Below are 20,675 nucleotides of genomic sequence, written 5' to 3'. Positions count from 1 at the left end.
TGTGTTTTGTGTTGTGATTAATATGTTTTGTTATTTAACAAAGGTGGCGGATATGTTATCGATGTTTTGCTTTGTGTGAATATTGTATTTTTAATTAATAATACAATGGAGGTATTGATGTTATTGGTGGTATTAAATAGTTTTTTAACTAACGTAATTGCTTTGGTAACTAAAAATAGCGTTATATTATGAGCATGACAACAGGAATTAAGAAACACAACCAAAAACAATTCCGTCACCCAATTCTGAATTTTTAATATTTAAGATCTGGAGTGTTAATATGACCAGTAACCCACGTATATTGCGTCCTTTTACCTTACCGAATGGTACTGAGTTAAAAAACCGTTTGTTAATGGCGCCGATGACCACCTGCACCGGGTATTTTGATGGCAGCGTCACCAGCGAACTGGTGGAATACTATCGCGCTCGCGCCGGCAGCATTGGCACGATTATCGTTGAGTGCTGCTTTATCGATGACTACGGTCTGGCTTTCCCGGGCGCTATCGGCATTGACAAAGACGAGAAAATTGCCGGTCTGGCTAAAATCGCCAACGCCATCAAAGCCGAAGGGTCAAAGGCCATTCTGCAGATCTATCACGGCGGGCGTATGGTCGACCCGCAGCTGATCGGCGGCCGTCAGCCGGTGGCGCCGAGCGCGCTGGCCGCCCCGCGTGAAGGCGCCGCGATGCCGCGTGAGCTGAGCGCTGAAGAAGTTGAGGGGATGATCGGCAAATTTGGCGACGGCGTGCGTCGCGCCATTCTGGCCGGTTTTGATGGCGTGGAAATCCACGGCGCGAACACCTATCTCATCCAGCAGTTCTATTCCCCGAACTCCAACCAGCGCGATGACCAGTGGGGCGGCAGCCGCGACAACCGCGCGCGTTTCCCGCTGGCGGTGCTGGACATTACCCACAAAATGGCCAGTCAGTACGCCGATGATGCCTTTATTATCGGCTATCGCTTCTCCCCGGAAGAGCTGGAAGAGCCGGGTATCCGTTTTGACGACACCCTGTACCTGCTGGAAAAACTGGCGGCGCGCGGTCTCGACTATCTGCACTTCTCCGTCGGCGCGTCTCTGCGTCCGTCAATTGTCGATACCTGCGATCCGACGCCGCTGATTGAAAAATATTGTGCGCTGCGCTCCGAGACCCTGGCTCAAATCCCGGTGATGGGCGTTGGCGGCGTGGTCAACGCCGCGGATGCGGAGCAGGGGCTGGATCATGGTTACGATCTGATGGCCGTCGGCCGCGCCTGCATTGCTTATCCTGACTGGGCGGCGCGGATTGCTGCCGGAGAAAATCTCGAGCTGTTTATCGACAGCACCCAGCGCGAGGCGCTGAATATTCCGGAGCCGCTGTGGCGCTTCTCATTAGTTGAAGCCATGATCCGCGACATGAGCATGGGCGATGCGAAGTTTAAACCCGGCCTGTTTGTGGAAACCGTCCAGGATGATGCCAACGAACTGGTTATCAACGTCAGTCTGGAAAATGACCGCATCGCCGATATCGAACTGGCTGCTGGTCCGCGGCAGAACGTCGAGTTCACCACCAGCTTCGAAGAGATCCGCGAACGCATTTTGACCGCCAATACGCCGCACGTGGACGCGATTTCTGGCGCGACCAGCCAGAGTGAAGCGGTGAAAAAAGCGGTATCGAAAGCGCTGCTGAAATCCAGTAAAGCGCTGGCGCTGGAAGAGGGCGGCGCGGACCTGACGGCGAAAAGCTATGACGTGGTGGTGGTCGGGAGCGGCGGCGCCGGTCTGGCGGCGGCCATTCAGGCGCACGACGAAGGCGCAAGCGTCCTGATCGTTGAGAAAATGCCCACCATCGGCGGTAATACGATTAAAGCCTCTGCCGGGATGAACGCTGCGCAAACGCGCTTCCAGCGGGTGAAAGGTATTGAGGACAGCAAAGAGTTGTTCTATCAGGAAACCTTAAAAGGCGGGCACAACAAAAACAATCCGCAGCTGCTGCGTCGGTTTGTGGAAAATGCGCCGGAGGCCATCGAATGGCTGGCGCATCGCGGGATCATGCTCAATGACATCACCACCACCGGCGGGATGAGTATCGACCGGACTCACCGTCCGCGTGACGGATCTGCGGTTGGTGGCTATCTGATCAGTGGTCTGGTGCGCAATATCACTCGCCGCGGCATCGATGTGATGCTTGATACATCGGTGGAAGAGATCCTGATGGCTCACGGCGAAGTGAGCGGGGTACGTCTGCTGAATGATGAGCAGGAAAGCATCGAGGTACAGACCAAAAGTATCGTCATGGCGACCGGCGGTTTCAGCGCTAATAGCGCGATGGTGGTGAAATATCGTCCGGATCTGGCGGGTTTTGTCACCACCAACCATAAAGGGGCCACCGGCGGCGGCATTGCGCTGCTGGAGCGGATTGGTGCCGGCACCGTGGATATGGGCGAAATTCAAATTCACCCGACCGTTGAGCAGAACACCTCGTACCTGATTTCCGAATCGATTCGCGGCGGCGGCGCTATCCTGGTCAATCAACAGGGCAACCGCTTCTTCAACGAAATGGCGACCCGCGATAGAGTGTCTGCGGCGATTATCGCGCTGCCGGAGCATTATGCTTACATCGTCTTTGATGAACATGTGCGGGCGAAAAACAAAGCGGCCGACGAATATATCGCCAAAGGTCTGGTGACCAGCGCCAGCTCGCCGCGCGAACTGGCGGAGAAACTGGGGATGGATTACCATGCCTTCCTCGCCACGCTGGAACGCTACAATGGCTTTGTTGAAAATCAGCGCGATGAAGAGTTCGGTCGTACCACCGCCCTGCGCGCGCCGGTCAACGAAGGGCCGTTCCATGCGATCCGCATCGCGCCGGGGGTTCACCACACTATGGGCGGCGTGACCATTAATACTGACACCGCGGTCCTGGATACTCATCATCAGCCGATTGTCGGCGCTTATGCCGCGGGTGAGGTGGTCGGGGGGATCCACGGCGGCAACCGTATCGGCGGCAATGCCGTGGCGGATATTATTATCTTTGGCACCCTGGCGGGCCACCAGGCGGCAAAACGCGCCAGAGGCTAACGCTCAGTGATAACAGGCCGGGTTCGCCCGGCCGATTCCCGGCGGCGACCGCCTGCCCGGGTGACACAGAGGAGCTTCAACCATGTCTGGCATCTCGGGCGACCCACGCCTCTATAGTTACTCCGCTGTTTTGATGGGTTCCCCCATCCTGCTCAAACTGTTCTCCCACGATGAAGCCCTGGCTTCCCGCACCTTTCAACTGATTAAAGGCTACGAAGACCTGTTCACCGTCAACCGCGCGCACTCGGAGGTGATGGGGATTAATCATGCCGCCGGCCGCCACCCGGTCAGCGTCAGCCGCCCGGTTTATCAGCTGATCAAATGCGCGAAAGCGGCCAGTATGGTGCAGGAGAGCGCCTTTAATCTGGCGATCGGCCCGTTGGTGAAGCTATGGCGCATCGGTTTTCACGGCCACAGCGTGCCGGACGCAGCAGACATCGCCGCACGCTTAGCGCTGACCCGTCCGCAGGATGTGATCCTTGATGACGCCGCTGGCAGCGTTTTTCTCGCCCGACCGGGCATGGAGATAGACCTTGGGGCGATTGCCAAAGGCTACATTGCCGACCGGGTTCGCGATGACCTGCAGCGCCAGGGAGTGGACGCGGCGCTGATCAACCTCGGCGGCAACGTGCATACCCTGGGGGGATGGTCGATTGGTCTGAAAAAACCGTTTGCGGCCGATAATGCGCTGGTGGGAAGTCTCGACGTCGTCGGCCAGTCGGTAGTGACGTCCGGCATTTACGAGCGCTATTTTGAGCAGGACGGCCGACGCTGGCACCATATTCTCGACCCGCGCAGCGGCTATCCGCTGGATAACGAACTGGAGAGCGTGACGATAATTTCCGACGACTCGCTCGACGGCGATATCTGGACCACCTTGATCTTCGGTCTGGGGGTAGAAAAAGGCTGTGCGGCGCTGCGTCATCGCGAAGACATTGAGGCGATTTTCGTCACCAAAAATCGCGACATTATCCTCTCATCGCAGCGCCGCTTTCGTTTCCACCTGCTCGACGCCAGCTACCGGCTTACTGACTGTACTGCTTAAGCAGGCTGTACTGCTCGGCGACCAGTCGGTAGCGATAGACCGGGCGGCCGGTGGCGCCGTAGTGAATGCTGGTGTAGAGAATATTAATCTGTGCCAGCCAGATCAGATATTTCCGGCAGGAGACGCGGGAAATATTGACCGCCACCGCCAGTTCATCGGTGGAAAACTCGGTACCCGGATGGGCGTCAATCCACTGGCACAGCGTGCGCAGCGTCTGGGCGGTTAAGCCTTTCGGCAGCTTGCGCGCGTCGCTGGCTTCCGGCGCGTTGCCGTGGAGGAGGCGGTCAACATCGGCCTGCTCATAATAGGGCTGTCCGGTCATCAGTTTGCGTTTTTCGCGCCAGGCGGTCAGCGCCTCTTCGAAGCGCGGGAACTGGAATGGCTTGATCAGATAATCGACGACGCCGTAGTGCATCGAGGTCTGCACGGTGGCGGCATCGGCGGCGGAGGTAATCATTATCACGTCGACAGGGCGGCCGGAGGCGCGAATGGTCGGCAGCAGATCCAGTCCGCTGTCATGCTGCATGTAGACATCCAGCAGCACCAGATCGATCTCCTGTCCGCTATCGTTAATCATCTCCTGGGCCTTGCTCAGCGTAGACGCCGTGCCACAGCAGCGGAAGCCGGGAATTCGCGCCACATACAGGCGATTCAGTTCGGCGACCATGGCATCATCGTCAACAATTAATACATTTATCACGCACGTTTCCTTTTACTATCCCAGGGAAGATGAACAAAAAATTGGGTAAAGACGCCAGGCTCAGACTCGACGGCCAGCGTGCCGCCCAGTTCACGGAGCTGCTGGCTGGCGAGAAACAGGCCAACGCCGCGATTCTCGCCCTTGGTCGAGAAGCCTTTATTAAAGATGGCCTCAATATTCGCCGGTGGAATACCCGGCCCGTCATCGCTGACTTCGCCGCTCAGCCAGCCGTTTTGATAGTGCAGCAGCAGGCCGACTTCCCCCTCGCGTTGGCCGCTCATGGCATCCAGCGCATTCTCAATCAAATTACCCAGCACGGTGACCAGCACGGTGACCTGCTTTTCATTGGGGCAGTCGGGCACCAGGCTCTCTTCGGCTAAGTTCAGCGTGAAACCGCGCTCTTTGGCGCGCTGGATTTTACCAATCAGAAAGCCCGCGACCACCGGTGATTTGATGCGGTGCTGAATTTCGCCAATGTCCGCCTGATAAGTATGGGCGGTTTGCAGCACATACTCCTCCAGCTTGTCATAACTTTTCATGTTTAACAGGCCGAGGATCACATGCAATTTGTTCATAAATTCATGCGAGGTGGTGCGCAGCGCATCGACATAATTCACCATGCCGTCCAGCCGCTGCAACAGCTGGCTGACTTCCGTTTTATCACGGAAGGTACTGATGGCGCCGACGATGGCGTTCTGGCTGCGTACCGGCACGGTGTTGCTGATCAGCAGGAAGCCGTTGCAGCCGAGCTCGCGGTCGTAAATCGGCTCGCCGGTCTGCAAAACCTCCTGCAGATCCGCCAGTAGCGGGGTATGGGCAATCTCTTTACCGGGGCCGCTAAGCAGGATCTCGCTGGCGGCCGGGTTGATCAGCGTGACGCGACCCTCGACATCTACCGCGACAACCCCTTCTTTTAACGAATGAAGCATCGCCTGCCGCTGTTGAAACTGCGTCGAAATTTCCTGCGGCTCCAGTCCCAGCAGCACGCGCTTGAGGCCGCGCACCAGACTCCAGGTACCGATTCCGCAGACCAGGGCGCTAAACAGCACGGTTAGCAGTACGTCCCAGCGGCCTTTGGCGATCTGCTCGTCCACTTTACTCAGCGAAATCCCGACCACCACCACGCCGATTTGCTGCTGCCTGTCGTTGAATACCGGGGTAAAGACGCGCAGCGCCGGGGCCAGCACCCCGTGATTGACGGCGACATTCTCTTTGCCATTAAAGGCGGGCTGAATATCCTCGCCGATAAACTGTTTACCAATAAGCCGGGGGTTGGGATGCGAATAGCGCACGCCGCGCATGTCGGTCACCACGGCATACAGCAGATCGTTACGCCGGGTGATGGTCAGCGCCAGCGGCTGGATGAGTCCGCTCTGCGGCGGCAGCGTCAGGGCCTGCTTCACTTCCGGCATATCGGCGAATGTGCGTGCCACCGCCAGTGCCGTATCCTTGACCCCGTCGCGGGTGGTGTCGCTTATCTGTATAAACCACAGCGCGTAGACCAGCAGCAGTACCGAACCAATCACGCTGCTAATCATAAGCGTCACCGCGGTACTCAGCTTCATACTCATCAGACGTTTGCGCACGGGCGGAATTGACTCCGCGATATCCTTCATACCATCCCCTGAACTGTTCGGCGAGGGGCTATTATCGCTGAAGGTAACCATTTCTTAAAGCTATGTAAAAAAGCAAAAACGGCGCTGAAAGAACCGGGAAGCGTGACCTCACTCGCAGGACCTCGCAATAAATATCCTTATAGTGAATATGGAGTTATTTAAAAGGAGGTTTTTATGAGCAGTAAGCCAACCGCATCAATGATGGAACGACGCCACCCTGAAACCCGTCACATCGACACGCTCGCCACCCTCGATATGCTGACTCTGCTGCATAAAGACGATCGGCAGATTGCCGACGCCGTCGGAGCCTGTTTACCGGAGATAGCGCGTCTCGTCGATAATGCCGCCGCCGCCCTGAGTCGGGGGGGACGGCTGGTGATTGTCGGCGCCGGAGCATCCGGCCGCGCGGCGCTACAGACGGTCAGTGAGTATGCGCCGGAAGAGAAGCAGGCGCTGGTTGGGCTCATTGCCGGCGGCCCGGCAGCCGCGCTGCAGGAGATGGAAACCGCCGCGAACGATTACGACCTCGGCGCGCTTGAGCTGCAGTCTGTCCGTTTTAGCAGCAACGATATGCTGCTGGCGCTGACGGTGAGCGGGCAAACGCCGTGGGTGTGGGGCGCGATGCGTCACGCCTGGTCGCTCGGCGCGCCAATTGCGGTATTAACCCAGCAGGCGGGGAGTGAAGCCGCCCAGCTGGCGGATATCATCATTGCGCCGCAAACCGGGCCAGAAGCGGTGGCGGGGTACGGTAACCCGAAAGCGCAAATGGCGCAGCGGCAGATCCTCACGATGCTGACCACCGGGCTGGCGATTCGCAGCGGCAAAGTTTACAGTAACCTGCGGGTCGATCTGCAGGCCACCAGCCCGCGCTGGACGGAACGCCAGATTGCCATCGTTATGACGGCCACCGACTGCTCGCGCAGCGAGGCCAAAGCCGCGCTGGCCAACTGCAATCAGCACGTGCGGACGGCAATCCTGATGCTGATAGCCGGACTCGATGCCTGGCAGGCGCGGGATCGACTGGCGGAAAATAACGATCGGTTGCGCCTTGCGCTGCAGGAGACCGCGCCCTCGTCGCTGAGTCGCGTAAATTGAGGGCTGCGGCGCGCAATAGCGCGCCGTTATGCCGCGACCCGGCGTGGTGATAAATAACTAAATTAACCGGCGGGAATGATTTAACCCCTTTAATTCTCGCCATTATTTGCTGGCTTTTATATTCTCGCCCGAGATTTTACTTTTTTAAGTTAAAAAAGTGTTTGTTATAAATTGATTAACTGTGCGGAAGATGTAAATGATATTTTAAAATATAATGGAAATGCGTTAACATATGTGCACTTATTTCATTGTGCTATGCGATAATTCTATTATGCCTGCAATAAAAAAATCTCTCTTATCTGTGACCGCGCTGGCGATGTTTGTCAGCACCGCGTCATATGCAAATACTGATACCGCTCAAAAAACCGATTTCCTGCTGATCGGCGGCGGAATTATGAGCGCCTCCCTGGGGACCTGGCTGCATGAATTACAGCCGGACTGGAAACAGGTGATGGTCGAGAAACTGGATGGCGTTGCGCTGGAATCCTCTAACGGCTGGAACAACGCCGGGACCGGTCACTCAGCGAACATGGAGCTGAACTATACGCCGGAGCGTCCGGATGGTTCCATCGATGTCAGCAAAGCGCTGGATATTAACGAGCAATTTATGATCTCCCGTCAGTTCTGGACGGCGCAGGTTAAACGCGGCATTTTGCACGATCCGCACGCCTTTATTAATTCCACACCGCATATGAGTTTCGTCTGGGGTGATAATGTCGAGTATCTGCAAAAGCGTTATACGGCATTGCAGCAAACCACACTCTTCCAGGGGATGAAATTCTCTACCGATCACGCGCAAATTAAACAATGGGCGCCGCTGGTCATGGAAGGGCGCGACCCGCAACAAAAAGTGGCGGCGACCTGGACTCCGGTCGGTACCGATGTCAACTACGGTGAAATTACCCGTCAGCTGATCGGCAGCCTGAAGAAAAATAATAATTTCACGCTGCAAACCTCTGCCGAAGTGACCGATTTTAAACGTAATGCCGATAATTCCTGGCACGTGACGATTAAAAACGTCAATAGCGGCCAGGAGCAGGCGATCGACGCGAAATATGTCTTTATCGGCGCCGGTGGCGGCGCGCTGAAATTACTGCAAAAAACCGGTATTCCGGAAGCTGATAATTATGCGGGCTTCCCGGTTGGCGGCTCCTTCCTGATGACCGAAAATCCGGACGTGACGAAGCAACATCTGGAAAAAGTGTACGGTCAGGCCTCCGTTGGCGCACCGCCGATGTCGGTTCCGCACCTGGATGCCCGTTTCATTGATGGTAAGCGCGTGGTGCTGTTCGGACCGTTTGCGACCTTCTCGACCAAATTCCTCAAAAATGGTTCATTTATGGACCTGCTGAGCACCACCACCACCGATAACGTGCTGCCGATGACCCATGTCGGTCTCGACAACTTCGATCTGGTGAAATACCTGGTCAGTCAGGTGATGTTGAACGATGATGACCGTTTTGCGGCGCTGAAAGAGTACTATCCGGACGCGCGTAAAGAAGACTGGAAACTGATCCAGGCCGGTCAGCGCGTGCAGATTATCAAGAAAGATGCCGACAAAGGCGGAGTCCTGAAGCTCGGTACCGAAGTCGTGGTCGATCAACAAAAAACCATCTCTGCGCTGCTCGGGGCATCGCCGGGCGCATCTACCGCGGCACCGATCACCCTTAACGTCCTTAAGCAGATGTTCCCGGAGCAGTTTGCCTCTGCGCAGTGGCAGAGCCGCATTCACGCTATCGTACCGAGCTACGGGCAGAAGCTGAACGATAATCCGGCCCTGACGCAACAGGTATGGGATGACACCGCCGCGACGCTGCAACTGGTGAAACCGCCGGTCATCGACATGAGCAAGACTCAGCCTGCGGTGACCACCGCGAAGCCGGCCGAGGCAAAACCTGCGGAGTCGGCACAGCACGATATGGCGCTGTAATCTGACTTCACGCTCGCCAGAAAGCATGCCAGTTGGTTCATCGCCGACTGGCATTTTTTTTGGCGGATGCCGACTGCCTGCGCGTACCTCCTGGCTCACTGCTTGTCCCGTCGCTGAACGTGCGCCCCGTTAAAACTTTCGCCGCGGTTTGTGGTTATACTGGCTTGAATTGACAAGAAAAAGACGCAAATGCGGGGCGCAGGTAATGAAAGACGACATTAATCAGGAGATAACCTTTCGCAAACTGTCGATATTTATGATGTTCATGGCTAAGGGGAATATCGCCAGAACCGCCGAAGCCATGGGGCTGAGCGGAGTGAGCGTTCATCGGGCGCTGCATACCCTGGAAGAAGGGGTGGGCTGCTCGCTGTTTGTGCATAAGGGGCGAAATTTACTGCCGCTGGCGGCGGCCTGGACGCTGCTGGAGTACTGCCAGGATGTGACCAGTTTAATGACCCGCGGGCTGGAAGCGACGCGCAAGGTGGCCGGCGTTGGTCAGGGGCGTTTGCGCATCGGCACGCTCTACTCGCTGACGCTGGAGACGGTGCCGCGGATAATCATGGGCATGAAGCTGCGACGACCCGAACTGGAGCTCGATCTGACCATGGGATCCAACCAGATGCTGCTGGATATGCTGGAAGACGATGCCCTTGACGCCATTCTGATTGCGACCAATGAAGGGGAGTTCAGCAACTCCGCCTTTGACGTGGTACCGCTGTTTGAAGACGATATTTTCCTCGCCGCACCGGCGGTGGAGAAACTCGATACCGTGCTGCCTGCCGACCTGCGCGATTACGCAGACCGCAAGTTTGTCTCGCTGGCCGAAGGATTTGCCACCTATGCCGGGTTCCAGGAAGCCTTTCAGGTAGCGGCATTCGAACCCGAAATTGTGACCCGGGTGAACGATATCTTCTCAATGATTAGCCTGGTGCAGGCCGGCGTTGGTTTTGCGCTGCTGCCGGGACGGATGAAGAAAGTGTATGAAAACGATGTGCAGCTGTTAAAGCTGGCGGAACCCTACCAGATGCGCCAGCTGATCTCTATCGTCTATGCCCACCATCGTGAACGTGACGCCGACCTGCTGGCGCTGGCGGCGGAAGGGCGAATGTACGCCCGCAGCCTTAACCGTTAAGCCGCCGCGCCAGATGGCGGGCGACCGCCACACTGCTGCTCTCAAGAGCCAGGCTCTCTCCCTGCCAGCCCGCCTGGCGGGTGAGGCAGGTCAGCACGCCGCCGGGCGGCATCTCTATCGCCAGCCGGGCATCGCGCTCCTGGGCGGCGACGACGGTATCCTGCCAGCGCACCGTCCGCGCCATATTCATCGCCAGATCGTCGGCGATCCGCTGCGGATCCCACAGTACCCGCGCGGTGGAGCCGCTCAGGTAAGCGCAGCGCGGGCGCTGCAACGAGACCCGGGTGAACGCCTGCGCCAGCGCCGCCGCCGGAGTGTCCAGCAGCGCGCAGTGTGACGGCACGCTGACTGCCAGCCGCTGAGCTTTGGTGGCGCCGATGGCCAGCGCCTTCTGCGCCACGCGCGCCATCGCCTCATCGGTACCGGCAATCACAATCTGCGTGTCGGCATTAAGGTTAGCGATGTAGGTTTCACCCGCGAGCAGCAGCGCCGCCACCCGATCCTGCGTCAGTCCCATAATCGCGGTCAGACCGTAACCGTGCGGATAGGCCTGTTCCATTAAATCGCCGCGTAGCGCCACCAGGCGCAGTGCGCTGGTGAAATCCAGTGCCCCGGCAATGACCGCGGCAGGAAAGGCGCCGATCGACAACCCGCTGACGATATCCGGCTGGACCCCCTGGCGCTGGAGTTCCCGCGCCCAGGCAACCCCGGTGATGAGCAGGCACAGCTGCACGGCCCGGGTGTGCCTGAGCGCTGCGGCGCTATCTAAGGTGACGAGTTCTTCCCCAAGTATACTGCGGGCCTCGGCGAGGATCGCCTCACGGTCGGGAATGGCGTCGAGCATACCTGGACGCTGGTTTCCCTGACCGGGAAAGGTAAAGAAAATATTCATGTTTCCTCCCTGTACCAGGGCGTATCGGTCAGGCGCGCGCCCCGGGACGTTTTCAGCAATACGCGACCATCGCGCAGCCATTCATTCAAGGCAAAGGCGCCGAAGGGCGTTTCAATCTGGGTGTCGGCCCGACACGGCAGCTTCGCAACCTGCGCCTGCCATTGCCGGAGTTCATCATCAGTCAGCGGCATGGGGGCGCGGATCAGTAAATCGAGATCGCTATCGGCGTGCAGAACGGGAATTTCGCTGGCCAGCGCATAACCGGTGCTGCCGGTAATGCCCCACAGCCACGGCCATGCAAAGGTCGTCAGTAAAATAGCCGCCTGAACCGGCGGCTGGGAGACAAACGGCGAGTGCAGCAGGCGTTCGCGGTCGGTGAGCGCTTCCGGCGTCACCACGCGCGAAACCGCCTCGGCCTTCACCCACCCGGCGGCGCGCTGCTCGCGCTTCATACCGCGCACGCCCACCGCAATATCATGGTTTTCATTGACATCGCGCCGCACCACTACCGGTAAACCGGGGTGCCACTGGGTTGCCACCCAGGGCTCCTCAACGTTCAGTAAGGCGTCGGCGTTGTTCAGCCACAGTAAATCGTGCGGGCGCGGGGCAAAGGTCATATCAGAGTCCTGAAGTCAGGGTAATAAACAGCGGTAACGACAGGATACACAGAACGGAGCTCAACAGCAGCACGGCTTCGGCATCCGGCGACTGGACGCCAAAGCGGTTGCCGAACACCACGCCGAAGAAACCGGCAGACAGGGCAATCATCAGAATCGCGGTGATCGCCACCGAACCGTGCAGACCGAAGGCCAGTACGATACCCCAGGCGATAAACGGCTGGATCAGCAGTTTGGCAATGGTTGCGATGCCGACCATCGCATTCAGTTTCAGCTTACGGGCAGAGAGGATCACCCCGGTCAGGAACAGCGCGGCCGCGGTGGCAGACAGCCCCAGCGGTTTGATTGCCGCCAGCAGCAGGTCCGGCATGGCGATGCCGATAGCCGAAAGGATAACGCCGAGCAGCGGGCCCATGACGATAGGTTTTTTCAACGAACGCCACATCAGCACCGGCAGCATCGCCAGGGTAGAACCGCTGTTTTCCCCGGCGGCGCGCGCTTTTTCGCGTTCAAGGATCAGCAGGCAGAACGGAGTCATCAGCACCGAGCCGCAGGCAATGGACACCGCCACGGACAGCGAAGTGGCGGAGCCTTCGCCCAGCACGCTGCCGAGAATGGGCAGACCGAGCGCGGCGTAATTCGGCAGCGCCACGGTGAGGGTCAGCACCGCCGCGTCCTGCGGCGATTTTTTAAACACCCCGGTGGCGAGAAAATAGATCGCCGCATAGGTTATCCACATGGCGCCGGTCAGCACCACAATCAGCGGGGACTGCGCGACGATACCCGCCCACGGCGTCTGCACGGTGGCGCTGAACAGCGCGGCAGGCAGGGCAAAGTCCATGACAAAGATATTCAGGAGCGATACGTTTTTGTTGTCGACCATTTTGGCTTTGCCAGCCCAGAAGCCCAGCAGCATGATGATAAAAATCGGCGCCAGGGCATGAACAATTACATAAGTCATAGAGTAATCACCTGTAGATAAAAAAAGAGATACGCGTCGTCCTTCGGCTGCCCGCCTCCCGCCCCCCAGCCACTTATTCAAGTCAGCTCATGGGGATTGGCTCAGTGCCGCCTTGCTCCAGCGTGAATGATTCAGCGTATTGGGCTAATTGCGATGTTTTTAATTTTCTAAAAGCAGCGAGCCGTGGGCGCTATGCTGCGCCCGACGGTCGCCGCTTTCGGCAGGTCTTTTTTTACGTACTTCTGATGCAGCTCGTTACCAGCTGGCGCGCATCCGTTCGCGGACCAGGGCAGAGCTACGGCGATTTTCCGCGCCGAGGCGGTTTTGCAACGTGGGGTCTTTACGCGCATCGGCAATGGCTTTTTGCACGGTTATCTCCACCAGCGCCAGGTCAGCATCAGACGGGGCATCCGGGTTGCTGAGATTGAGCAGGTCGGAGAGCAGGCCGAGGGTGGCGTAGTTGCTGACGTCGTAGGCCATGGGGGGAATGGTCGCCGCCAGTTTTTCCAGCGCTTCGACGGTGCGTAGCGTGATCCGTGCGGCGGACGCTTTGCCCATCGCATGCACCAGCACGCCTTTGTCGTTGATGGCAATCAGGCGGTTGGCCTGGTAGCCGTGCGCCAGAAACGCGCCGGACATCGCCTTGCCGACGATCAGACCGATCACCGGATGGCCCGCGAGGCGCGCTTTTGCATACGCGCCCGCGGCACCGGCCAGCGCCTGGTGAATACCGAACGCCTCTTCGCGGCGGCCATAGGCCTGGCTCGGGACGTCAATCACCGCCACAATCGGGCGTTTGACATCGCTGTTAGCGTCGGCAGCGAGGGTTTCATTGACCACTTTCGCCAGCGTCCAGCCTTCCAGCAGACCCACTTCGCCTTTGGCGGCGCGCGGGTAGTGGTTGTTGGCGTCCGGCACCACGGCGATGAAGCGTACGGCCTCATTGTTCAGCTCCCCGTCGGCAACTTGTACGGACGGGCAAAGACCGCTCATGCGCGGCGCATTCGGCGCCAGTTTTTCCAGCCATACGGCGCCACGGCTATTGGACTGCGCCATCATTTCACCTCCCGGGCAAAAAGCTGTTTGATCTGCGCGGTATCCGCCTGCTGGCGGGTATCGAAGTGGGTCAGGCGGGCGAGGTAATCCGCATAGTTATCGCTGCGGTTTTGTGCCGGGACGCCTCTGGCAATGGCCTCATTCAGCGCCGATTTCACCGCCTTGACGCCGTCGCCGACCAGCGCATCGACCAGCCCGCTGGCATAACGGATTTCGCCGCCGGTCATGCTCCAGATAAACGGGCGATCGCGAGAGTCGTACTCGTCAATACCCGCTTCCTGCTCGATGACCTGCGGGCCGTTGAGGCCCAGACGCGCTTCGCGGGTGACAATCAGGTAGCTGCACAGCGCGGCGGCGATGGACATCCCGCCGAAGCAGCCGACGGTGCCGGCGATAATGCCGACCACCGGGGTGTAGCGACGCAGGTCCACAATCGCCGCATGAATGTCGGCGATGGCTGCGAGACCGAGGTTAGCCTCCTGCAGGCGCACGCCGCCGGTTTCGAGGCACAGCACCGCCAGCGTCGGGATGCCGTTGCGGTTGTCTTCTGCCGCCAGCTCCAGCGCCGCCGCCATTTTCGCGCCGGAGACTTCGCCCATGCTGCCGCCCTGGAAAGTGCCTTCGATGGCGATTGCCACCGCGGACTGACCGTTGATGGTGCCGCGAGCGACCACCATGCCATCGTCAGACTGCGGGACGACGCCCTGCGGTGCCAGCCACGGCGACATTATCCCGGCGAACGGATCGAGCAGTTCGCGGTAGCTGCCCTCATCAAGCAGCGTCCGGGCGCGTTCACGGGCGCGTAATTCAATAAAGCTGCGGTCGTTACGCATGGTTAACCTCCTCAAAAATCTGTTCGATGCGAATGCGCGCCACACCCGGCGTCGCGCCGAAGTCGTGAATAATCAGCGTGCCTGCCGGCAGGCCGTTGGTCAGGTTCAGGCGGTCAAACAGCGCGTTCCAGCGGTGAGTGCTGTTGTCCACGGAGGTGGTGATATCAATGTTGAGCGTGTCACCGACTGCCGCGGTGAACAGCACTTCCATATCACCGGAGCCAACGACGCCTGCCAGGGCTTTACCACTCAGGGTGCGGCTGGCAGGGAATGACAATGTAATGTGTTCCATAACATCCTCTTTAAAATGAGCAAGACGCGGGCTGGCTGACCCTGTCGAGAAACAGCGTGGCGGCGAGCAAATCGGCGGCGCCGCCGGGAGAGGCGTTGAGCGCGAGCATCTGTGCGTCGAGTCCGGCGAGCGCTTTGCGGCCCTGAACCGTGGCGCTGCCGCCAGCAGTCAGCACGGCGCGCGCGCCGCTCTGCATCGCTATAAGGCCGGGCATCCCGGCACGGGAAAGGACGCAGGTATCGCTGAGCGAGGTCATGACCGCCATCAGCGCGTCAAGACGAGCCGCGTTTTCACCGGCGCCCTGTGCGCGGCTGCGCAACAGCTGGGGCAGCGCCAGTTTCATCACGTGCGGGAACGCCTGCTGCGCTTCCTCACGCGCGCCCGGTACCCGGTAGCGGTGCGTCGCCTTCAGCCCTTTGCTGAAGACTTTCGGCGCAGCGCTGTCCGGCAGACGGGCGAGCAGGGCGGCAGTGTCCGCAATCTGCTGCGCGCTGGCGTTGGCGCTTAACATCGCGCTCGCGCTAACCAGTAACCCCAGCGCCCAAATGGCGCCGCGATGGGTATTCACGCCGTCGGTGGCCGCCATCATCTGCCGTTCGCCTTCGCGTCCTAAACGACCAACGCTTTCGCGCAGGGCGATGTCGGCCGGACGCAGCCAGCTCTGCCGGGCCAGTTGCAGAAACGTCGGGGTCAGGCTGTGCGCCGAGCGTTCCATCAGATCTAACGACAGGTCGTGATGAGCGCCGTTTCCCCGGCTGTCCACCAGACCCGGCTTCGGACTTAATCGCGCTTCGTCGATCAGGCAATCGCGGGCGATCAACGCCAGCTTCTCGACCTGCGCCTCGGCATGAGTCTGTGACAGGAGTTTCATTACCAGCTCCGGAATTTGGCAGGTGGGTTGTAAAGACCCTCGGACCATTCGACCAGGTCGGCAACGCTGCCGGCGGCGAGCAGGGAGCGGGTCGCATCGCTGCGGCGAATACCGATATCTTCCGGATAGACCACTTTGCCGCTGCGACGCAGTTCGGCGACGCGACTGGCGTCGACGCCCAGCCCGATGTCGGTGATGCCGGCAACGGCGGCAACCATCGCCCGCCGCTCTTCGAGGCTCTCCGCGCGGTAGAGATAGGCAATGCCTTCTTCGGTCAGCACATGGGTGACGTCATCGCCGTAGATCATCACCGGCGCCAGCGGCATACCGGAGGATTTCGCTACTTCAACGGCATCGAGTTGTTCGACAAAGGTCGGCTTCACGCCAGCCTGGAAAGTTTCGACCATCTGCACCACCAGCTTTTTGCCGCGCTGCATCGGGTCCGGTTCGGTTATCATGTTCAGCCAGGCTGGCGTCGCATGACGACGACCGTGCGGGTCATGGCCCATGTTCGGCGCGCCGCCGAATCCGGAAAGACGGCCGCGGGTGACGGTAGAGGAGTTGGCGAGACCATCAACCTGTAGGGTCGAGCCGATAAACATATCGACCGCGTACTGACCCGCCAACTGGCAGAAGGCACGGTTAGAACGCATGGAGCCATCGGCGCCGGTAAAGAACACATCCGGGCGGGCGCGGATGTACTCTTCCATTCCCAGTTCGCCGCCAAAACAGTGGACGCTTTCCACCCAGCCGCTTTCAATCGCTGGGATCAGCGTCGGATGCGGGTTCAGCGTCCAGTGTTTACAGATTTTGCCTCGCAGCCCCAGCTGTTCGCCATAGGTCGGGAGCAGCAGTTCAATGGCGGCGGTGTTAAAGCCGATCCCGTGATTGAGCGACTGTACCTGGTGTTCGGCGTAGATGCCTTTAATCGCCATCATCGCCATCAGAATATGTTCTTGCTTAATCAGGCGCGGGTCGCGGGTAAAGAGAGGTTCGATAAAGAACGGTTTGTCGGCCACCACCACGTAGTCAATCCACGAGCCGGGGATATCGACGCGCGGCAGGTCGCACTCGTCATCCACCAGTTCGTTGACCTGGGCGATAACGATCCCGTCGTGGAAGGCGGCGGCCTCGACCAGCGCCGGGGTATCTTCGGTGCTGGGACCGGTGTAAAGGTTGCCTTTGCGGTCGGCTTTATACCCGGCGATCAGCGCGACGTTCGGCGACAGGTCGACATACAGGCGCGAGTAAAGCTCGATGTAGGTGTGAATCGCGCCAATTTCCAGCAGACCATCTTCCAGCAGCTGCGAAATCCGCAGGCTTTGGGTGCCGGAGAACGAGAAGTCGAGTTTGCGGGCAATCCCTTTTTCGAAGAGATCCAGATGTTCACTGCGCCCGACGCTGGGCATGATCATATGCAGATTGTGGACTTTCGCCGGATTGACCGCCGCAAGCCCGCGGGAGAGAAAATCGGCCTGTTTCTGGTTATTGCCTTCAAGCACCACGCGGTCGCCGGGAGCAATCAGTTTCTCCAGCGCATCCACCAGACCGTCAGTGGGAATTACCTTGCCCTGCACCGGAAGGGAGGCAACGCGCCGCGCTTTCTCGCTGCGGCGTGTGTTCCAGTTCCGGGCCGGAGTTTGGCCAGCATTCATTATTAACCTCCTGATTCAGCAAATCATTTTTTGCCTGGATTTATGCTGCAGTCAGTCTGCTCCGTAAGGGGTAGCGCATCAATTAAGCTGAAGCGCAGATTGTTAGTCTGAGAGTAATAATTGCCTGGGTGATTATGTGACGGGGATCGAAGATGGGGGTTGGGACGTAGGCTATGGGGGAAGATGGGGGAAATCTCCGCCAGCGTTACAACATCAGTATCCGATGATGCGTCCAGCGATTATTGCTATGTGGGCCATGAAACCTTATCGAAAAGGCGCTGGCATTCGAACAGCAGCGTGGATAGTTTCTTCTCAGGGTCTGGTTCACGGCCTTAAGCATGCCCCTTACATTCTGATATTTCATGGGGAGAGCGGCTTGTGTGAGGGCGTTTCCGGAAAATTTTCCCCGTGACCCGGTAAAAAAACCACCGGCCGCTGCAAAAGGGCGAAATGACTCATATCGGGCAGAATCGTCAACGTGCCGGACAGATACATGGCATGATCGGATGTGATAAATTCGTTATGCTCACTCAGAACAGCGTCGGCCGCGCCTGTGATGATAAGTCCGCCAGCCACAGAGGGGGAAGCTAAGACGCCGGGAATACTTGCCGCTGGCGGCATTGCGCCGCCAGCGTGAACGCCAGCCTAGTGACTTAAATCGCTCAGCAGGACGGCAATACTCCGCCCGCCGGGACTCTGCTCAAGCGCGATTTTAACAATGATCGTCAACGGGACGGAAAGCAGCATGCCAACGGGCCCCAGCAGCCATCCCCAGAAAATCAACGACAGAAAGACCACCAGCGTTGATAGCCCCAGACCGCGCCCCATGATCCGCGGCTCAAGAATATTCCCGAAGACCAGGTTAATCACCAGGTAGCCTGCCAGCACCACCAGCGCCTCGTACAATCCGCCGAACACCAGCACCTGCAAAATGGGCGGAATGGCGGCCAGGACCGAGCCAATATTCGGAATATAGTTGAGAGCAAACGCCAGCAGCCCCCACATAAAGGCGAAGCGAACGTCCAGCAGTACCAGCATGCCCCAGACCACCATCCCGGTTACCAGACTGATGGCGGTTTTTAGCACCAGGTAGTGAGAGACGCTGTCGATCGCGCGCTGGATGGCGCCCATACCTTCCACCGGCCTGGACATCAATTGTTGCAGCTTAGCCGGCAGTTGGGGAACTTCCAGCAGCATAAAGACCACCGTCAGCAGCAAGAGGAAGATGGAGGACATGGCGTTTGACAACTGGGTAAGCAGGCTGGTCACCATCGTCATGACCGCGTTGGGGTCGATGTATTTATTCAACTCGACAACGGAAACGGTAAACCCAAAGCGCTGTAGCCAGGGCGTCACGGTTTGTACCGGCTCGTTGAGCGAGGCGCGGTACTGCGGCAGCGTGCGCGCCAGTTCATTCAGCGAGGTACCTAATGAGGCCAGCAACACCACCGCCAGCATGACAATCGCGCTGACTAACAACGAAATGGCCAGCACGCGCGGGACCCGACAGCGCATCATCAGCCGCACTACGGGGTTAATGACCACGGCGAGGAACAGCGCAAGGATGAACGGGACGATGATATCCGCGGCAAAGCGGATACCGGTGAGAATGATGACCAGCATGCCCAGCATGATGACAATCTTTAATCCATTAAGCGTAATGATGGGTTTAGCCATGTGTGTCCCTGAAAAAATGACCGGATTTTCCTCACAGTGTAGACCCGAATGCGCGGGTAAAATCAGCAAAAACTGTATCGGTCGGGCAGACTAACTGCCCTTGCTAAAACGTCTACGATGGTGAAAACAATTCGGTGGCGAAAATAAAATACTGAAGCGCCATCATAATGGCGATTGGCATCAGTAAAAGCTAATCAAAATCAAATGACAGACGTAAAGAAGTGCAAAGACTTTGAGTATAATGTAGCATTATGGTACAAATTTACCGTGTATAACTACCGAGGACAATACTCATCCGCAATGACGAGAAGCAATACCGCGGATAATTGTAATTTTATGGACAATCAGTTCAGGATGTATATTTCGACTCACCCTGCAGTTTCCTTCCCTGGCTGCCGCTTTGTCGGCGAGCAACACTGGCGCTCCGCGCTTTAGTCCTTTCTCTCTGCCTGAGCTGGCGCACTGCGCACGGCTAAACAATCTCAGAATTTTTCCGGTTTACCTTCGCTGTAAGCCGTAGTGGATTATATTCTCTAGCAGGAGAAGGATTATGTTTTATTGGATGTTATTAGCTTTTGCAATCGTTGCTGAAATTATCGGCACCCTTTCTATGAAGTGGGCCAGCGTCAGCGGTGGGCACACCGGCTTTATTTTAATGCTGGTAATGATTGCGCTTTCCTATATATTTTTGGCTTTTGCCGTTAAAAAAATCGCCCTCGGCGTGGCCTATGCCCTGTGGGAGGGGATTGGTATTTTGCTGATCACTTTATTCAGCGTCCTGCTGTTTGATGAAGCGCTTTCGCTGGTCAAAATGGCTGGCCTGGCGACGTTGGTGGTCGGGATTGTGTTAATTAAATCCGGTAGCCAAAAAAAGGCGAAGCAGCCAACGGAGGCGGCCCATGCAACAGTTTGAGTGGGTTCATGGCGCCTGGCTGGCGCTGGCTATCGTGCTGGAAATTAGCGCTAACGTCTTTTTGAAATTCTCAGACGGTTTTCGTCGTAAAGTCTACGGCATATTGTCGCTGCTGGCGGTGCTGGGGGCCTTCAGCGCGCTGTCCCAGGCGGTGAAGGGGATTGACCTGTCGGTGGCCTATGCGCTGTGGGGCGGCTTCGGTATTGCCGCCACTCTTGCGGCGGGATGGATTTTATTCGGCCAACGCTTAAACCATAAAGGCTGGATTGGCGTGATATTGCTGGTGACCGGCATGGTGCTGATTAAACTGGCGTAATCTGCTGCCGCCTGTT

The 20,675-nt window shown here is 58.0% G+C and carries 18 protein-coding genes; 7 read left to right on the top strand and 11 right to left on the bottom strand.

The annotated features are described in order from the left end of the window. Window positions 1–280 precede the first annotated feature (280 nt). Both FNY10_RS08680 and FNY10_RS08675 read left to right on the top strand, forming a co-directional pair. The gene (locus FNY10_RS08680) at window positions 281–3,058 is read left to right on the top strand and encodes a flavocytochrome c (protein ID WP_141964519.1); all 2,778 of its coding nucleotides are present in this window, start codon (window positions 281–283) and stop codon (window positions 3,056–3,058) included. 82 nt (window positions 3,059–3,140) lie between these two features. After that, window positions 3,141–4,103 (top strand): FAD:protein FMN transferase, encoded by a 963-nt coding sequence (locus tag FNY10_RS08675; RefSeq protein WP_131049626.1) that lies wholly within the window; start codon window positions 3,141–3,143, stop codon window positions 4,101–4,103. On the opposite strand, the gene dcuR is transcribed toward FNY10_RS08675, so the two are convergent. Further along, entirely contained in the window at window positions 4,084–4,803 is a 720-nt protein-coding gene (gene dcuR, locus FNY10_RS08670; protein WP_100685050.1) for a two-component system response regulator DcuR, read from the bottom strand. The genes FNY10_RS08675 and dcuR overlap by 20 nt on opposite strands. Next, on the bottom strand, window positions 4,800–6,419 hold the full coding sequence (locus FNY10_RS08665) for a sensor histidine kinase (RefSeq protein WP_141964520.1): 1,620 nt from the start codon (window positions 6,417–6,419) through the stop codon (window positions 4,800–4,802). The genes dcuR and FNY10_RS08665 overlap by 4 nt, the downstream gene beginning before the upstream one ends. Before the next feature lie 174 nt (window positions 6,420–6,593). On the opposite strand from FNY10_RS08665, the gene FNY10_RS08660 reads away from it, so the two are divergent. From FNY10_RS08660 to FNY10_RS08650, 3 genes are all read left to right on the top strand, one after another. Then, a complete protein-coding gene (locus tag FNY10_RS08660) occupies window positions 6,594–7,514 on the top strand; it encodes an N-acetylmuramic acid 6-phosphate etherase (RefSeq protein ID WP_141964521.1) in 921 nt (306 codons plus the stop codon). 271 nt (window positions 7,515–7,785) lie between these two features. After that, entirely contained in the window at window positions 7,786–9,444 is a 1,659-nt protein-coding gene (gene mqo, locus FNY10_RS08655; protein WP_141964522.1) for a malate dehydrogenase (quinone), read from the top strand. A gap of 205 nt (window positions 9,445–9,649) precedes the next feature. After that, complete coding sequence (locus FNY10_RS08650; RefSeq protein WP_131049622.1) at window positions 9,650–10,576, top strand: LysR family transcriptional regulator; 927 nt, start codon at window positions 9,650–9,652, stop codon at window positions 10,574–10,576. Here the strand turns inward: FNY10_RS08650 and mdcH are convergent. The 9 genes from mdcH to FNY10_RS08605 all read right to left on the bottom strand — a co-directional run bounded on the left by mdcH (window position 10,566) and on the right by FNY10_RS08605 (window position 19,430). Continuing rightward, window positions 10,566–11,468 carry a malonate decarboxylase subunit epsilon gene (mdcH, locus tag FNY10_RS08645; protein WP_141964523.1) on the bottom strand — a complete coding sequence of 301 codons (903 nt, stop codon included), beginning with the start codon at window positions 11,466–11,468 and terminating at the stop codon, window positions 10,566–10,568. The two genes, FNY10_RS08650 and mdcH, sit on opposite strands and share 11 nt — an antisense overlap. Continuing rightward, complete coding sequence (locus FNY10_RS08640; protein WP_141964524.1) at window positions 11,465–12,085, bottom strand: malonate decarboxylase holo-ACP synthase; 621 nt, start codon at window positions 12,083–12,085, stop codon at window positions 11,465–11,467. Before FNY10_RS08640 ends, mdcH begins: the two co-directional genes overlap by 4 nt. Before the next feature lies 1 nt (window position 12,086). Further along, complete coding sequence (locus tag FNY10_RS08635) at window positions 12,087–13,046, bottom strand: AEC family transporter (protein WP_100685044.1); 960 nt, start codon at window positions 13,044–13,046, stop codon at window positions 12,087–12,089. A 255-nt stretch (window positions 13,047–13,301) separates the two neighbouring features. Beyond that, complete coding sequence (gene mdcE, locus FNY10_RS08630; RefSeq protein WP_160704958.1) at window positions 13,302–14,102, bottom strand: biotin-independent malonate decarboxylase subunit gamma; 801 nt, start codon at window positions 14,100–14,102, stop codon at window positions 13,302–13,304. After that, window positions 14,102–14,935 (bottom strand): biotin-independent malonate decarboxylase subunit beta, encoded by an 834-nt coding sequence (locus FNY10_RS08625; RefSeq protein WP_131049619.1) that lies wholly within the window; start codon window positions 14,933–14,935, stop codon window positions 14,102–14,104. The genes mdcE and FNY10_RS08625 overlap by 1 nt, the downstream gene beginning before the upstream one ends. Then, the gene (mdcC, locus tag FNY10_RS08620) at window positions 14,928–15,227 is read right to left on the bottom strand and encodes a malonate decarboxylase acyl carrier protein (protein ID WP_141964525.1); all 300 of its coding nucleotides are present in this window, start codon (window positions 15,225–15,227) and stop codon (window positions 14,928–14,930) included. Before mdcC ends, FNY10_RS08625 begins: the two co-directional genes overlap by 8 nt. Before the next feature lie 10 nt (window positions 15,228–15,237). Beyond that, window positions 15,238–16,098 (bottom strand): triphosphoribosyl-dephospho-CoA synthase, encoded by an 861-nt coding sequence (locus tag FNY10_RS08615; protein ID WP_100685041.1) that lies wholly within the window; start codon window positions 16,096–16,098, stop codon window positions 15,238–15,240. Then, window positions 16,098–17,753 (bottom strand): malonate decarboxylase subunit alpha, encoded by a 1,656-nt coding sequence (gene mdcA, locus FNY10_RS08610; RefSeq protein WP_141964526.1) that lies wholly within the window; start codon window positions 17,751–17,753, stop codon window positions 16,098–16,100. Before mdcA ends, FNY10_RS08615 begins: the two co-directional genes overlap by 1 nt. A gap of 645 nt (window positions 17,754–18,398) precedes the next feature. Next, window positions 18,399–19,430 (bottom strand): AI-2E family transporter, encoded by a 1,032-nt coding sequence (locus FNY10_RS08605; RefSeq protein ID WP_100685039.1) that lies wholly within the window; start codon window positions 19,428–19,430, stop codon window positions 18,399–18,401. 550 nt (window positions 19,431–19,980) lie between these two features. On the opposite strand from FNY10_RS08605, the gene mdtJ reads away from it, so the two are divergent. Together mdtJ and mdtI are read left to right on the top strand one after the other, a co-directional pair. Then, window positions 19,981–20,343 carry a multidrug/spermidine efflux SMR transporter subunit MdtJ gene (gene mdtJ, locus FNY10_RS08600; RefSeq protein WP_131049614.1) on the top strand — a complete coding sequence of 121 codons (363 nt, stop codon included), beginning with the start codon at window positions 19,981–19,983 and terminating at the stop codon, window positions 20,341–20,343. Beyond that, a complete protein-coding gene (gene mdtI, locus FNY10_RS08595) occupies window positions 20,330–20,659 on the top strand; it encodes a multidrug/spermidine efflux SMR transporter subunit MdtI (RefSeq protein WP_131049613.1) in 330 nt (109 codons plus the stop codon). The genes mdtJ and mdtI overlap by 14 nt, the downstream gene beginning before the upstream one ends. Window positions 20,660–20,675 lie beyond the last annotated feature (16 nt).

The sequence above is a fragment of the Klebsiella sp. Lac1 genome (assembly GCF_009825425.1).
Taxonomy (GTDB): Bacteria; Pseudomonadota; Gammaproteobacteria; order Enterobacterales; family Enterobacteriaceae; genus Klebsiella; species Klebsiella electrica.
Note: the sequence above shows the minus strand (reverse complement) of the source record. Positions and strands in the feature narration are given on the sequence as shown.